At 37.1% G+C, this 14,345-nt stretch carries 15 protein-coding genes; 4 read left to right on the top strand and 11 right to left on the bottom strand.

Annotated elements, in window-relative coordinates:
* The first annotated feature begins 27 nt into the window (after positions 1-27).
* Entirely contained in the window at positions 28-960 is a 933-nt protein-coding gene (locus EHQ31_RS11950; RefSeq protein ID WP_135573417.1) for a bifunctional riboflavin kinase/FAD synthetase, read from the top strand.
* On the opposite strand, the gene EHQ31_RS11945 is transcribed toward EHQ31_RS11950, so the two are convergent.
* The 6 genes from EHQ31_RS11945 to EHQ31_RS11920 all read right to left on the bottom strand — a co-directional run bounded on the left by EHQ31_RS11945 (position 946) and on the right by EHQ31_RS11920 (position 7,553).
* A complete protein-coding gene (locus tag EHQ31_RS11945; RefSeq protein ID WP_135573419.1) occupies positions 946-1,710 on the bottom strand; it encodes a hypothetical protein in 765 nt (254 codons plus the stop codon). The two genes, EHQ31_RS11950 and EHQ31_RS11945, sit on opposite strands and share 15 nt — an antisense overlap.
* Before the next feature lie 8 nt (positions 1,711-1,718).
* Positions 1,719-3,233, bottom strand: coding sequence for a rod shape-determining protein RodA (gene rodA, locus EHQ31_RS11940; protein ID WP_135573421.1), 1,515 nt, complete (start codon positions 3,231-3,233; stop codon positions 1,719-1,721).
* Positions 3,233-5,170 carry a penicillin-binding protein 2 gene (gene mrdA, locus EHQ31_RS11935; protein WP_135573423.1) on the bottom strand — a complete coding sequence of 646 codons (1,938 nt, stop codon included), beginning with the start codon at positions 5,168-5,170 and terminating at the stop codon, positions 3,233-3,235. Before mrdA ends, rodA begins: the two co-directional genes overlap by 1 nt.
* A complete protein-coding gene (gene mreD / locus EHQ31_RS11930; RefSeq protein ID WP_135573425.1) occupies positions 5,167-5,682 on the bottom strand; it encodes a rod shape-determining protein MreD in 516 nt (171 codons plus the stop codon). The genes mrdA and mreD overlap by 4 nt, the downstream gene beginning before the upstream one ends.
* Complete coding sequence (gene mreC, locus EHQ31_RS11925; protein WP_135573427.1) at positions 5,679-6,860, bottom strand: rod shape-determining protein MreC; 1,182 nt, start codon at positions 6,858-6,860, stop codon at positions 5,679-5,681. The genes mreD and mreC overlap by 4 nt, the downstream gene beginning before the upstream one ends.
* A 66-nt stretch (positions 6,861-6,926) precedes the next feature.
* Complete coding sequence (locus EHQ31_RS11920; protein ID WP_135573429.1) at positions 6,927-7,553, bottom strand: hypothetical protein; 627 nt, start codon at positions 7,551-7,553, stop codon at positions 6,927-6,929.
* A 152-nt stretch (positions 7,554-7,705) separates the two neighbouring features.
* On the opposite strand from EHQ31_RS11920, the gene EHQ31_RS11915 reads away from it, so the two are divergent.
* The 3 genes from EHQ31_RS11915 (at position 7,706) to EHQ31_RS11905 (ending at position 9,853) form a co-directional block, all read left to right on the top strand.
* Entirely contained in the window at positions 7,706-8,089 is a 384-nt protein-coding gene (locus EHQ31_RS11915; RefSeq protein WP_135573431.1) for a hypothetical protein, read from the top strand.
* Positions 8,089-9,051: a hypothetical protein gene (locus EHQ31_RS11910; RefSeq protein ID WP_135573433.1), complete on the top strand. Its 963-nt coding sequence runs from the start codon at positions 8,089-8,091 to the stop codon at positions 9,049-9,051. Before EHQ31_RS11915 ends, EHQ31_RS11910 begins: the two co-directional genes overlap by 1 nt.
* Before the next feature lie 109 nt (positions 9,052-9,160).
* A complete protein-coding gene (locus EHQ31_RS11905) occupies positions 9,161-9,853 on the top strand; it encodes a hypothetical protein (protein ID WP_135573435.1) in 693 nt (230 codons plus the stop codon).
* Positions 9,854-10,105: 252 nt separating this feature from the next.
* Here EHQ31_RS11905 and EHQ31_RS11900 read toward each other — a convergent pair whose 3' ends face one another.
* From EHQ31_RS11900 to EHQ31_RS11880, 5 genes are read right to left on the bottom strand one after another with little or no spacing between them, the layout of a single operon-like run.
* Positions 10,106-10,888, bottom strand: coding sequence for a hypothetical protein (locus EHQ31_RS11900; RefSeq protein WP_135573439.1), 783 nt, complete (start codon positions 10,886-10,888; stop codon positions 10,106-10,108).
* Positions 10,889-10,915: 27 nt separating this feature from the next.
* The gene (locus EHQ31_RS11895) at positions 10,916-11,506 is read right to left on the bottom strand and encodes an LOG family protein (protein ID WP_135573441.1); all 591 of its coding nucleotides are present in this window, start codon (positions 11,504-11,506) and stop codon (positions 10,916-10,918) included.
* A gap of 33 nt (positions 11,507-11,539) precedes the next feature.
* Positions 11,540-12,376 (bottom strand): DUF4846 domain-containing protein, encoded by an 837-nt coding sequence (locus tag EHQ31_RS11890; protein WP_135573443.1) that lies wholly within the window; start codon positions 12,374-12,376, stop codon positions 11,540-11,542.
* A gap of 16 nt (positions 12,377-12,392) precedes the next feature.
* A complete protein-coding gene (locus tag EHQ31_RS11885) occupies positions 12,393-13,415 on the bottom strand; it encodes a zinc-dependent alcohol dehydrogenase (protein WP_135573445.1) in 1,023 nt (340 codons plus the stop codon).
* Positions 13,416-13,472: 57 nt separating this feature from the next.
* Positions 13,473-14,300, bottom strand: a complete 828-nt coding sequence (locus tag EHQ31_RS11880) for a hypothetical protein (protein ID WP_135573447.1) — start codon at positions 14,298-14,300, stop codon at positions 13,473-13,475.
* Positions 14,301-14,345 lie beyond the last annotated feature (45 nt).

Raw genomic sequence — 14,345 nt, 5'->3', positions numbered from 1 at the left:
GTATCGGAAAACGAGACAAGTCCCCCTTTGAAAATTATTCGCTCTTTAGAATCGATCCAAAACGAGTTTCAAAATGGCTCCTCTTTGACACTCGGCAACTTTGATGGAATCCACGTGGGCCACCAGACCCTACTCTTGCGAACTGTGGAAAAAGCAAAGGATTTAAATCTTCCCTCTGTCGTTGTGACTTACTTTCCCAATCCATCTGTGGTTCTAGGAAAAAAACCAAATTTCAAATACCTTTCATCGGAAACAGAAAAAGAAGAACTCATCCGTGGGTTTGGGATCGACTACTTGGTTGTTTTAGATTTTACTTTAGAACTTTCAAAAATGTCTGCAGAAGACTTTTTAGAAAAAATTATGATTCAAACTTTGAATGCTAAACATATTGTAATTGGTTATAATCATTTTTTTGGAGCAGAACGGCGCGGTGATTTTACATTACTCGATTCCAATAAAACTAAATATGGTTATGCGGTCGAATTAAAGGAAGCTGTTCTGAAAAAGGAAAGTAAAATTTCCTCTTCCCTCATCAGAGGATTTTTGGAAAAAGGGGAAATGGAAGAAGCAAAAATTCTTCTTGGAAGAAATTATCACATAACAGGCATTGTGTTTGAAGGTGCCAAACGAGGAAGAACCATTGGGTTCCCAACTGCCAATATCAAAGTTCCCGAAGATAAACTATTACCATCCATTGGTGTATATGCTTGTTTTGCAAAGTTTGATGGCCGTGACCACAAAGGTATGGTTAACATTGGCCATAATCCTACCTTTGACGGAATCGGATTACATGTGGAAGTCAATGTTTTTGATTTTGATGGTGATTTGTATGGAAAATATGTAGAATTAGAAATTGTTAGTAAAATCAGAGATGAGAAAAAATTTAGCGGTTTAGACGAACTAAAAAACCAACTAACAAAAGATAAAGAAGAGAGTAGCCGAATCCTAAATTTTAACTAAGTGGTATAACTTTCCTTTTCGTTTTATTTTTCCTAAGATTTTTTCGTTTGTAGAATCCTTTTCTATCAATCCTTCCAAAGATGTTTTAGATACTGCCCAATCTTCTTTTAGCTCATCAAAATAAAATCCATGTTCCTTTTTTGAAGAGTCTTTCATTAAAATTACATTTTTTTGTTTTTTTTCGCCTTCTTCCATAAGTACGAACCCAGGTCCTGGAAATAAAGGTACGAATTTTTCTTTGATGCGTAATTGTTTTTTGAAAGCAGGAATGTCACGGAGTATACGATAATTTTTTTTAGGAACTAAAAAGTTTACACCTTCTAACACATAACAAATGAAAACCAACTTATCTTTAAGATCTTGCGATGAAGCTGGAATTTGTTTTTTTACTGAGAGACGATTTGCAATGCGGTTGATTCTACTTTTTAAAGCGGAATCCAAAAACTCAATTTTATCTTCAGATTTAATTTTTTCTAAGATATGGAAAAGTGTATCAAATTCTTTTTGTTTGTATTCATTTTTGATTTTGAACTTTAAAATTTCTGCATTTAAACGTTTGCTTCTTTGTAAAAAGTAAGGCGATTCGTTTGTTTCAGAAAGTTGAATCAGTTGTTCTGAAAACTTAATCATTGAGGAGATATGAATTTTTGATTCCCTTTCGAGTTCTTCCAAACGAATCAATTCATTTTCTAATTTGATTTTAGTCTGAAAGAACTCTTCTGCCCCCAATATTTTTTTGGTCGGTTTCATCTTGGATCTTAGTTCGCAAACTTACGTTTTTTAATAGATAAGATAATCCCAACGGCAGTCATTGCCATCACCAAATGCGAGCCACCATAACTCATAAATGTCAGTGGAACACCTGTTACAGGTAGTAGTCCAATCACAATCCCCACGTTAATTGCAATATGAAAAAAGATCATAGCAACAATTCCTGCAGCCAGTAGGGATCCAAATCGGTCCTTACTTTCAAAACTAATTTGAAGTCCTCGGAGAGGGATTGACATAAGAAAAAATAAAAGAAGAACACTACCAAAAAAACCTGTTTGTTCTGCCCATGATGCAAAAATAAAGTCTGTTCCCGATTCGGGAACATGAGGGACACGACCTTCCGTCATCTCTCCGTGAAATAATCCTTTTCCAAATACCTTCCCTGAACCCACTGCGGGTTTGGATGCTCGGAGTTGGTAACCCGCTCCTTGTTTGAATTGGTCTGGATTGAGAAAAGCAGTAAGACGAATGACTTGGTTTTCGCGGAAGGGAATGGATTTGTGGACGGCAATGGCAGATAAGATGGACAGTCCTAAAATTCCAATAGTGATGTAGTAGTTTCTAAGATTTTTGGAACCGCGTGCAATTCGAATAAAAATCATTACCAAACTAATGAGGGCAAGTGTTCCACCGAGACCAAACATAAAGGCTTCGTTTGATAGAATTTTATATCCGAGACTTGCATATTCATCTTTTACAATTTCAGCTGCTTCCCGAATCATCTGTAGGTTCTTTGGGTTTTCGATACCAGGTAAAGTTAGACCAGAAACTTTTTTCCCATCCAAAATTAACCAAATTTTTCCTTGGAGTTGGTTTACTATGGATACAAGTTCTACCTTGTTATCTTTGCGAAGTAAATCAATGAGTGGTTGGATGAGAGTAAGTTGTGAGTATGCAAGGTACATGGGAACCATGAGGGAAATTCCACCGAAAGTAAGTAGGGATCCCACATGTAAAATATCAGCTCCACCTAAGTATAACATGGTGAATAACATTGGCAAAAAAGATACGGCAGTTCCAAAGTCTGGTTGTAAAATGATGAATAACATTGGAACCAAACAAATGATAAAAGGCACAATTAATACAGTGATTTTGTGCATTTCTTTTTCTTTTAAAACTAAATATTGTCCAAGTAGAATCACTGTGGCTAGTTTTGAAAACTCGGATGCTTGGAGAGTAATGGGACCTAGTTTTAACCAAGAACGAGCACCACGACCGGAAGGAAGGTATCCAATTCCTGGTATCAGGGTTAGAATCAGTAAAACAATTGAAAAGAGATAAATGAAAAGGGCATACGAACCTATCAGCTGATAGTTGATTCTTGACATAAACCACATGGAGATCAGACCAACGAAAACAAACGTAAACTGTTTATACCATCGTCCGAGCCCATCAGCGGTGTTTGCTTCTTGTGTGTATAAAGTTAGGACTCCTGCCATTGCCACTAGGACAACGGAAAAAATGAGAAAAAAATCTAGTTTTTCTGTATTGCGATCAGCCATTAAAATGCCTCTTGTTCTACTGGTGCTTCTTCTTCCATTGTTTTAGCACGTGACCTATCTGTTCTTGGGAAAGACCCAGGAGGGAAAGCTGCTTTGAAGACTTCACGTGCTGCAGGAGCCGCAGAGGCAGCACCACCTACTCCATATTCTACGAACGCAGCAACTAATATTTGTTTTTCGGGAGGTGCATTCACAGGTGCGTAACCAATGAACCAAGCGTGGTTAGATGAGGAAGCACCTCGCCTTCTTGTTTGTGCCGTTCCTGTTTTACCTGCAATTTCTGGAAGTGTAGGTGAGTTAAGTACACCAGACGCAGTTCCTGAATATCCTACTAAGTACAATCCTTCTTTGAGTGCTTCCACTGTAGAACGTTTCAAAGGAATGTCTCTTAATATTGTAGGTTCTGTCTTTTGAATGAGAGAGTTATCAAGAGGGCTTCTAATTTCAGATACAATATAAGGTTTATATATTTTTCCATTGTTGACAACTGCCATATAAAAAAGTGCCATCTCAATCGGTGTCACAGATATAAAACCTTGTCCGATAGAAAGGTTTACCGTATCTCCATCAAACCACTTGTTACCGTAAGTTCTTTTTTTCCAATCGGAACTAGGAATAAATCCAGTGGCTTCGCCAGGAAGGTCGATACCCGTTTTTTTGTCTAAACCAAATAACCGTGAGTAGGCGAGAATTGGTTCTGCACCTAGTTTATAACCTAATTGATAAAAATAAACAGAATTGGATTTTTCTAGTGCTTGTGCTAGATTCAACTCTCCATGATTCTTTTTATCCCAGTTATAAAAGACTTGGTCTGGAACACCTTTAAAGGTTGACTTGAGGGTAAAACTTGCTGGGCAGGAAAAAGTTTGTTTTGGATCAAAATTGATTTTATGTTCACTTTCCATTGCGGCAAGGCCAACGAGTGTTTTAAAGGTAGATGCAGGAGGGAACCTAGATTGGATTGCTAAATTCAAAAATCCACCATTGTTCGTAACACGTGTAAAGTGGTTAGAACGATCTAGTTTATTTTTGCCAGATAAAATATTTGGGTCATAGGCTGGATTTGATGCCATTGCCAAAACTTCCCCCGTAGTGGCTTTGATAGCAAGAACAGTTCCTCTTACCCCTTTTAATGCACGATAGGCGGCAATTTGCATATCGCGGTCGATGGTTAAAATTAAATTATTACCAGGAACAGAATGTTCGATGACACGTTCTTCTTCAATATTTCCTTCAGTATTTCTTTTTTGGATGCGAAATCCATCCTGACCACGGAGGGTAGTATCATAGAGAGATTCGATTCCACCTTTCCCTATGAGTTGGTAAGTTTTGATTTCTTTTTCTTGTAAATCGCTGGTAGTTGGTTTTCCCACATAACCAGTCACATGCGAAAGAGCGGGGCCCATGTGGTACACTCGAGCGGGTGAAGAAACCAAATACACATACCGGTTGATATTATCCAGAACGAGGATTCTTTCTTGTTGTTCCCGTGAGATTCCCTCTAAAAGTACAAAAGGTTCTCGGGAACGAATTTTTTTGATCAACCGGGAGTCTTGCAGTTCTTTTTCATAATAAACGATGGGGATAGAAAGAGCTTCGCAGAATTTATAAATAAAAACTTTTACCTTTCTTGGATCGTTCTTTAATAAACTAGTATTAAGAATTACATCGAGAGAAGCGGAATTGGAAACTAAAGGTTGGCTCGTTTCTGGTGTGAGAAAGTTCCTATCAAAAATATTGCCCCGGTCAGCTGGAATGGATTCACTTCTGCGAACAAAACGTTCTGCCTTTAATGAGTTTTCACTACCTTGAACAATTTGTAAATTAAACAACTGGAGAATGTAGGCAGTGAGTGTAAATACAATCATCCCCGTAAAGAAATACAATCGTTTACGGAAACTTGTTTCTAAACGAAACTCAGATGCCGACTGGCTCATTGTCTAACCTCGTCCGCATCCAATCGGAAGGCCCAAGAAAATAAAAAGAACAAAGCCGGACCAATGAAGGCATTGTATAATGATACATATAAAAAGGAATAACTTTGGTTCGAATGGAAAAACATCAAAAATAAAAGATAAGTAATGAGTCGGGATAAAAAGGTAAATCCGAGAATATAAATCGTAATGGAAATATAGTTCTCAGTGTAAGAACTTCGCATTACTTTTCCAACAAAATATCCGATGATGGCATAGGAAAAAGAATGAAGTCCAATTTTGTAGTAAACAATATTGTCCCCACCTATCTCCCCACCTAGCGCCGTATCTGTGAGTAACCCGCCAAAAAAACCAAGCCATAATCCATAAAGTGGTCCTTTTCTTAAGGCAAAAAAGACAACAAAGATCACCATAAAATCCGGTCGAATGGCATTTCCTAATTCAAATAGATTGGATCCATTTAGAAAATGGGAGAGTAACAAACCTATGACGATAAACAGTTTGTCTAAAATCATGGTGTTACCTCCTTAGGACCTTCTTGTGTGGAAGGAGCGGTAGGCGTTGTGGGTGTCGAATCAGGTGTATTTGTATTCACAGAAGGTTTTGTATACTGAGGATTTCCGAAAGTAGAAGGAAAGTTCCCTTGTCTTTTTTCAGGTTCTTTTCCTTTTTTGTTATAATCTTTTTCTTTAGGAAAATCAATTTCGCCAAAATAAGGGCCATCAATTTGGATAGTTTTTTCAGCGGGCCACTCTTCTCTCCATTTTTCAGGTTGTTTCTTTAAAACAATCACGTGTAATAGTTTATCAAATTCAACAAACGGACGTAAGATGGCAGTTTTAAATGATCCATTCCTTGGACCTTCTTCGATAATCGTTCCCACAGGGATTCCTTGTGGAAATACTCCAGATCCTCCAGAACTAAAAACTGCTTTTCCGATTTTACTAAACCCTTCCGTAAACATAGTGTTAGCTGATGTAGGTGGAGGGTTTGGTCCCATGGGAAAATTACCAATGGCTTTTGGATCAATCACAATCCCTGCATCAATATAATCCAACAAAACGTCAGTGCCACGACCGCTGTTTCCATTGAGTGAAGCCCAAAGATTGGTTCCTGGAATAGAAACTCCCATAGAAAAGTTAGAATTGATGATGGGCTGGATGACTGCCGATCCTTTGGATACGGCAATAATTTTGCCAACTAATGCTTCCGTAAATTTTCCTTTTTCATCCAAAGCACGAGCCACAACAGGCATATAAGGTTTGATACCTACTTCTGAACCTTTGTTGATGATGATGGTTCTATAAATCGCATTTAAACGAACACTCAATACTTCCGCTCTTACAGAAGGATAATCTAAATGAAGCGGAAAGTTTAACTCTTGTCTAAGGATGGCATTTTCGGCCTTCAATCTTTCGACATCTTTGGAAAGTTGGCGGTATTCTTCCATGACGTTCAAACAAGAATCGCGTTCTTCTCTGACACGTTCGAAAGATTCAAGTTTGTTATAGCTACTTTTGATAAGGGATCCAAAGGAATCAAAGGACCCAGAAAAAAAGTCGCCTACACCCTGAAAGCTGGCAATCCCTCTTACCATGAAGTTGCCGTTCCAAATTAGGGAAGTAAAGGAAAACAGGAATACGAAGAGTAGGGAAAACAATTCGTCATTTTGATTGATGCGATTCCACTTCATGGACTTATGTCACATTAATTTTAGCGGAAAGAATCTTTCAAGCGAGAATCAATTTTGGCCAATTTTTCAATTCAAGTTCTCAGGTAGGAAGAAAAGTGAGGCCGGAGCCTCCCATCTTGCCTCGCCTCGAATGTTCTGGAGTCCTTTTGGGTTTCGGTATACGGTGACTCGGACGTTTCCTGGCGTGGAAAGACGACTTCCATTCAGTCCCAATTTGAGTCGGACTTCCCCGAATCCTGGATCAACAACTTGTGCGAAATAAGTTTTCGTCCCAGCTTGTACAATGGCAAATTCTCGAATTCCCATAATGGGTCTCGGGTCATTTGCCGTTCCCAAAAATTTCGAGACCAAAGAAAGGAAACTGGGGAAATCTTTTGTATCCAAAGCAGATATATAATGGAGCAAATGTTGGCGTAGGTATTCTTTTGCGTGGTTGTGTGCCAGTAACACACGATGGCGTCGGTCTAGTTGCGAGTAAAAAGACTGAAGAAGGTCTCGTTCCACCCTAGTACAGCCCGCACGAAACGCCAATCTGTCGAGTCGTTTGCTGTGCATACTTACAAGTTCAAACCGATAAGTGAGGTAGGCACTGATCCGAAAGCTAAGATAAAAGAAAAGAATCAGAAGGATTAACTGTAATAAGGCAAATTCGGGATCACCCTTCCAAATCCAAACTGGTTTTTCTGGAAACATTTGTTGTTAGACGGATTTGGTTTGAGTTTTTGTGCTTTATCTTTGGGAATACGATAAGGTAACATGGAGTTAGATGGTGGTTTTAGATCTTTCCATTGTTCTATATGCATAGAATCTATCTGTTAATTTTCTTATATTTTATAAATTGCCTCGTGATTCTGAAGGGACAGGATACTATCAGAAAAAGTGAAGCAGAAAGAGAAATCGCAAAAATTATTTTATTAAAAACTATTAGTTGTGGTTATAATGCCGGACGAGCCTATGCAATTTCTGAATTAGGAAATGAAGAAGAAGAACCGTATCCTTGGGTGCAGATCGGTGGTGGTTCGAATGCAAGTAGAGTTTTTTATGATAAAAAGGCATTAAACCATTGTTTGAGATCTTTGTCGGTAATGCCTTGTCCTACCAAAGATATAAAAACCAATGAAGGCGATCGGGAATATGTAAATACTCTTATCTTCACACGCCACCAATCCTGTAATTTTCGCCCAATCGAAAATTGGAAAATATTTGAAACATTCAAGGAAGAAATCTAATGAGAATTTCGGATAATATCTCTGTAAAAATTCTTTCGACAAAGTATTCATTCTTTGCTGTGATCATTTGGATTTTGAACGATTCATTTTTCAAATCTATATTTCAAAATGAAATAACAGGAAAAATAAGCGATATCATTGGTTTGTTTTTAGCTCCATTACTTCTGTCTGTAATAGTTTTGTTTATTTGTAATATTAAAAAGTATAAGGTAGAAGAATCAATCGTTTTATTCGTTAGTCTATTTGTAGTAGCTCTTATATTCATTCTATTGAACTTAAACCAAAAAACGAATGATTTCATAACTAAAATTCTATGGTTTTTTATTCCTTCAAAAGGAACTGCTGACCAAACGGATATATTCTGCTTAATCGTTTACATTCCATTGCTATTGTTATTTTATAATCTTAAAAAGAAACAGTCAGGAAAAAATTTAACCTTATTAAAATATTTAACTCCAGTTTTAGTAAGTATAGCTTTTATTAATACTTCAGCTGTTGGAAATTTGGAATCAGACTATAGTAGGATTTCCCTTTTTTGGTTACTTGCCGATATGGATGACCAAATAATTTCTATAACTCCGAAAGATGGTGATACCTTTCAAAAATCCGAAATGATAAACTTTGAATGGATTTATAAAAACTATTATGGAGTTACTGAACCATCAGTTTACGATAATGAAATCGACTGTGGTATTACGCAAGACCTAGGTGAATTAAAGAGATTTGTCACAGGAAAATTCCAGAATTATATAGTTCAAATTGCAAAAAACGAAGTATTTTCTCCGATTGAAATGGAAATTCATTCTAACGGAATAGAAAAAAAAGTTATAAGCGCGATAAACAATTCCGGCACTTATTACTATAGGGTCGCCCTGTTATATAAGAATAAAGAAGATTGTGCAGAACAAAAGTTTCAGATTTATTTACCCCAACAAGTTAAGAAAATATTCATAATTGATTAACGGATGAATCTAAGACCAAAAATGAAAATAGAAAGAGAAGATATACTATTATGTAAAGGCCATAGACCCTGGGAATTGTTTCATTGGGATAGATAAAACATAGGCTGTCATGATTTCCAATTTCGATCATTTCCTTCTCTATTCTTATGAACCAGAAAAAACATTTCAGTTTTTAAAAAATCGATTTCAGTTAACCACTTTAATACCCTTAACAAATTATGGATCCTTTCAAAGCGGGATGTTTGCTTTTAGAAATGGAATTTTAGAAATTCTTTGGTATGAAAACAAAACAGAGAAAGTGGAAACGAATTTTCTAATCAATCAATTTGTTGGTTTTGCATTACAATCCAATTTAAGTATCATTGATACGAAAAGTGAATTAGAAAATTTAGAATTTACTGTGTCTCATGTTATGGAGCAAAAAGTTTTTAATGCAAAGAATGAGGAGGTAGTCATCTCGGAAATTATATTGTTGGATCGTTTTTTGGAAGGTTTCCAAACTTTCTTTATCGAATATAAAACTGATGATTTACTAAAAAAATTCGAAGAATTATCTAAAACCTCACTGTGGGAAATGGAATCGTTTATTTTAGAGACGGCAAATCCAGAAGATACCCGAAATGAATTTTTAGGTTTAGGTTTTAAACAAGAGAATGTTAATTGTGTTTCTGATCCGAATGGAATCAAAGTTAAATTCAAAAAAACATTCTCTCAAAATGGTATTTCCTCTTTTCTGATCCAATCAAAGGAAGAGAAGATCGATATATTGCAGTTGTTAAGAGTTGTTAATGGTTATAGATGATAGAGTATTCACCTCATTTCTGCATAAACTTGCATTAAAAATTCTTTAACCTGGTTTCGATTCCCTTTGTTTTTTACTGTATAAACACCCGCGCCAGCGATTGGAGCGGAAATCCTTTCCGGTGAGTAAAGATATTTGTAACAAACCAAATGGGAAAGATTGGAGCGGAAAGCGCGGTCACGTCCACGAATCATAGAGAAACAACAAACTAATGTGAGGCGCCCAAATTTCTTATAAGATTCGGAAAAAAAATTAATCTGTTAGATCAACCTCTTCGAATGCTTCTGTTTGGTGGCGAAACATCCAAAGTTTATCTCCTGAATAAAAATTAATAAAACTATCTCGCATTTCGAATTGGCCGATGCTTCGAAGTAATAAGTTTTCTTCAAATTGAGTTTCTGATGGTAAATCAATTACAATCATGCGGCGTGTTGTAATAATGGCCACTTTGTCATAAAGATTGGCAAAAGAACGAATGATTTCCTGTTCAAGGCTGATGGTTTCCCAATGGTTGGTATAACTATTATATAAAAATAATTTTCGATCGCTCATAACTAAAGCTGCTTTGTGGCCCATAGCGATCTGGTATCGTTCTTCGCCAAAATGATGTCCTTTTTCCCATTCAGTGCTTGAGTTACTAACACCTAACAAATTCTTTTGTGTGACTAATATACAAAGGTCTCCATAACATTGGGAGTGCCAAATATGTTCCCCGCGAGTAGAGTAGGAAATTTCTTGCCCATCAGATAAAAATGCCTTAAAGGAATGATGGCCTTTGACAAAGTTGATTGTAGTTTTGATGTATGGATAAGCAGTGCTGTCAGTTACGCGACTTTCAAAAGTTGTGACTTGGTGGTGAACTTCTGGTGGAGCATTGAGAATTCGGTTGGCCTCGGGAGTCAATTGTCGTAGTGGATTAAGACGAGTTTCCTGGTATCCTTGTCGATCGTTACTTGGATTTGCTACAATACCCAAGCTGTTAAAAATCGATGTAATGAGAATAAAATTTAGAAAACCACTTAACAGATTACGCATATTGCATTTCCTATTGGTAATAGAATCTTAGACTGTATCTTCGGACAACCATTTCTCCGTCTTAGACGGTGAATAGTTTTGAAGTGTGGGAAGAAGGTCTTTGGAATTTTCAAGGACTTGCACCAGGGCGGCATTTTCCTTTTTTAAAAAACCGGAACTTACCATATTTTGTATGAGTGAGAGGAGGGGATTGTAAAAACCATGCCAGTTAAGTATGATGATGGGTTTGCTATGTAAACCTAACTGAGACCAAGTGATGATTTCAAAAAACTCTTCCATAGTTCCAAATCCGCCTGGTAACACAACAAATGCGTCCGACAAATCAAACATCTTTCGTTTTCTTTCATGCATGGTTTCGACAAGGATTAGTTTTCCAAGCCCACTATGTTCAATTTCTTTTTTCTTTAAGAATGTAGGAAGTACACCTGTAACGGAACCGTTTTTTGATAAACAACCGTTTGCCACTGCTCCCATTAAACCCACACTGGCTCCGCCATACACCAATCCAATTTGTTCGGTTGCTAGTAGTTCGCCTAATTCGTATGCGGCGGTCATAAAATAAGGATCTTGGCCAGGGGAAGAACCACAATATACGGCTATATTTTTAAGTGCATTCATTTCGTAATCAGGTTAACAAAAGAGTTCGATTCTTCAATCTGTAAATTCATATATTTCTTTTGTTGGAAATTCCCATTCGGGAGTGGGGAAGGTTTCGTCTTTAGGAACTTCAAACCAAGGAGAGAATATGTTTTCTGATTTTAGAATGTGCATTTCTTGGGATGGCATATAACTTTGTGCTAAAAGGAAAAGTGTTTGCCCGCCTTTTCCTGTTACTTTATCTACCACTAAAACTACGTGACCTGGGGAACCTGCTTCGACCCAAACATCACCTGGTTTTAAGTCAGAAATTTGTTTTTTCTTTAATTCGGATTTTAAGGATATGGTTCCGGCATATATGTAAATAAATTTTAAATATTCTTCAAATACTTCGCGGCCTGTGCCTTGCGTAAACTTTCCTGTTTTCCAATGGGTTTTGTTTCCATTCACTTGCACTCTTTCGCCTTTTACAAATTTTGAATAGGCAACATCCATCCCATTGCTGATTTTAAAATGGATCTTATCATATTGTTTTAACGAATATAAATACTCGGCTCGTAACTTTATCACCGCATCAGCACATTGGATGAGGTCGGCTTTAAGAAGTGGAAAATCCAAAACGGCAACATGGACTTGGTTCGTTTTGATTTTTCCATTGTAGAGAGAGACTGTGCTTCCTTTTGGTTTTAAGGGAAAGTTTTGTAAGTATGTCGCAAAACTATTGTTTGCATATTCCACTCTTTTGAATTCATTGGGAGGTAAAAAACGTTCTTGGATTGATTCTGCAAATAGGTTTTGGATCGCAAAAAATATAAGAAATAAAAAAATCCAGTCTTTAAATCTAAAATTCGTAATTTGATTTTGATTAAAAATACGTGAGAACAATTTCATATTGATTGGACTTGTTTTATTTGGTAATCACTAGTTTGATTGATTCTTCTAACCAAGCTTCTTTTGCCTCATTAAAGGAAGCTGTTTTTGTGACTATCTTTTCTGGTGTAAAAGCTCCAGATAGAATATAAGGATAAAGTGCTTCCATCGAATCTTTGGATTCCACACGTCCCAAATGAATTTCAACACCTTGGTTGTACATTTCTAAATATGGAATTTCCCATTGGTTGGTCCAAAAGATAGAAGCCGAACTAAAAATAGCATTTCGACCCAGAGAACGAACTGCAAAATCCCAACCTTGTTTGTTAGCCGAAGCATCACAAACTAAATCATATTTTTTAGTTGGTTTGGGGAATTGTGAAAAATGTTCCACAGGGATTCCTAACGACGAAGCTAAATCAATTTTTGTAATATCTGTATCAACATACAATACATCGGCTTTTTTTGTTTGGTGGAGAAATAAGGCTGTATATAGTCCAATACTTCCCGCAAAACCTCCCACTACCAAAACCTTCGGATCTTTTTTTTGGTTTAAAAATCTTCCTGCGAGTTTCCAAACTTCCGCAATATTATCACTGAAACTTGCAATTCCCACTGGATCTATTTTTTTATCTATCTCAAATAGCATTTGTTTGGCGAATGGAATTTTGATTTCATCGGTTATGGCTCCCCCAAAGGGATGTGCCCCTGGTGGCATTCCATAACCAGATGTATAAGGTACGGATTCGCAAGAATTAGTATGATGGTTTAGGCACGATGGGCAAAAACCGCAGGAAATTTGGAAAGGCACAGCAACTGTCATACCAACAGAGTATACATTTGCCAAATCTTCAGAGACCGATTTGATTTTACCAACAAACTCGTGGCCAACTGGGAATGGGGCACGAAATAACGTTTCCCCTTTTAGGATAGGTAAATCCAAATCACATCTGGCGACAGATATGGGTTCCACAATGGCTTGGTTTACTCCTGTGATGGTAAGTGGTTCTGTTTCCTCCCACTCTAAAATTCCTTTTTTGCGAAACATCAATCGACGCATAAAACACCTCTGGTATACCGATTGGTCTACTAAATAAGGCTTCTTTAAATCTTACAACTAGAATTGTTTGAACCAACTGGGTATCTGTGGTAGTTCGGTTTCTTTCCAAGTCCAATCCCCGAGAACCGTAACAATGGGTTCTGTAGAATCCAAGGCTAGGCCTAAGCCGCGACCTAAATCTTCACGCTTTGTGGGACGGTAAGGTGTTTCGAATTCTTTTTGAAAGTTTACCTTTTCATGTTCCCAAGCATAGGAAAGAAAAAAGTCCATAAATTTTTGATCAGAGTTTTCATATCGACTTTTTAATGTTAGAAGGTCGGGATTATTTGTTTTTTTCATTGTACGTTGGAGGACAATTGAAATCCCTCGAACACTCTTTGAAAAAAATGTTCCAGCCCTTACAATTTTTCTTTTTTGGGGATTTTCTAATGCCCAAAGATCACCTTTGTATTTGGCTATTCCCATTGAACCATAAAAAGACAAAGTATGACTCAACCAATAAAATGCAGAATAAGCAACGGTAAGGTCTGGATTGAAAGTTTGTTCCAACTCCAAAAGAGGATAAAAACTGATACTTAAAGTTTCTTCTATTTGTTTGGGTGTACTTTCATTGATAGGAAAACCTACTTCACCGAGAGCTGGTGTATAAATGATGGCTTTAAAATTCGGTGGAATCTTATGATTTTGCAGATCCTCTTGGATTTTTTTGGAAAGTCCTGGCGTAGCTGATTTATTGAAAAGTGTAAGATCTGCATTCGACACAGGTTCATTTGTTGTAGTTGTTGTTATGATATAGGCTGAAGGTTGTTTCTCTTTTAGGCAGGTTATGGCACTTTGGCCTGCTTCCCCCGAACCACCGACGACCAAATATTGACTTTGCTTCATGAAATCCTACCTGATTTGTACGAAGATAATAATTTTCGATTGATC

Origin of the sequence: Leptospira montravelensis (assembly GCF_004770045.1) — a bacterium.
GTDB classification, from domain to species: Bacteria; Spirochaetota; Leptospiria; order Leptospirales; family Leptospiraceae; genus Leptospira_A; species Leptospira_A montravelensis.
The sequence above is the reverse complement of the archived record's forward strand: the minus strand, read 5'-3'. Positions and strand labels throughout refer to the sequence as shown.

Excerpts from the sequence above, each read along its gene's own strand:
- EHQ31_RS11945 (WP_135573419.1), bottom strand. The coding sequence starts at position 1,710 with ATGAAACCGACCAAAAAAATATTGGGGGCAGAAGAGTTCTTTCAGACT.
- rodA (WP_135573421.1), bottom strand. The coding sequence starts at position 3,233 with ATGGCTGATCGCAATACAGAAAAACTAGATTTTTTTCTCATTTTTTCC.
- mrdA (WP_135573423.1), bottom strand. The coding sequence starts at position 5,170 with ATGAGCCAGTCGGCATCTGAGTTTCGTTTAGAAACAAGTTTCCGTAAA.
- mreD (WP_135573425.1), bottom strand. The coding sequence starts at position 5,682 with ATGATTTTAGACAAACTGTTTATCGTCATAGGTTTGTTACTCTCCCAT.
- mreC (WP_135573427.1), bottom strand. The coding sequence starts at position 6,860 with ATGAAGTGGAATCGCATCAATCAAAATGACGAATTGTTTTCCCTACTC.
- EHQ31_RS11920 (WP_135573429.1), bottom strand. The coding sequence starts at position 7,553 with ATGTTTCCAGAAAAACCAGTTTGGATTTGGAAGGGTGATCCCGAATTT.
- EHQ31_RS11910 (WP_135573433.1), top strand. The coding sequence starts at position 8,089 with ATGAGAATTTCGGATAATATCTCTGTAAAAATTCTTTCGACAAAGTAT.
- EHQ31_RS11905 (WP_135573435.1), top strand. The coding sequence starts at position 9,161 with ATGATTTCCAATTTCGATCATTTCCTTCTCTATTCTTATGAACCAGAA.
- EHQ31_RS11900 (WP_135573439.1), bottom strand. The coding sequence starts at position 10,888 with ATGCGTAATCTGTTAAGTGGTTTTCTAAATTTTATTCTCATTACATCG.
- EHQ31_RS11895 (WP_135573441.1), bottom strand. The coding sequence starts at position 11,506 with ATGAATGCACTTAAAAATATAGCCGTATATTGTGGTTCTTCCCCTGGC.
- EHQ31_RS11890 (WP_135573443.1), bottom strand. The coding sequence starts at position 12,376 with ATGAAATTGTTCTCACGTATTTTTAATCAAAATCAAATTACGAATTTT.
- EHQ31_RS11885 (WP_135573445.1), bottom strand. The coding sequence starts at position 13,415 with ATGCGTCGATTGATGTTTCGCAAAAAAGGAATTTTAGAGTGGGAGGAA.
- EHQ31_RS11880 (WP_135573447.1), bottom strand. The coding sequence starts at position 14,300 with ATGAAGCAAAGTCAATATTTGGTCGTCGGTGGTTCGGGGGAAGCAGGC.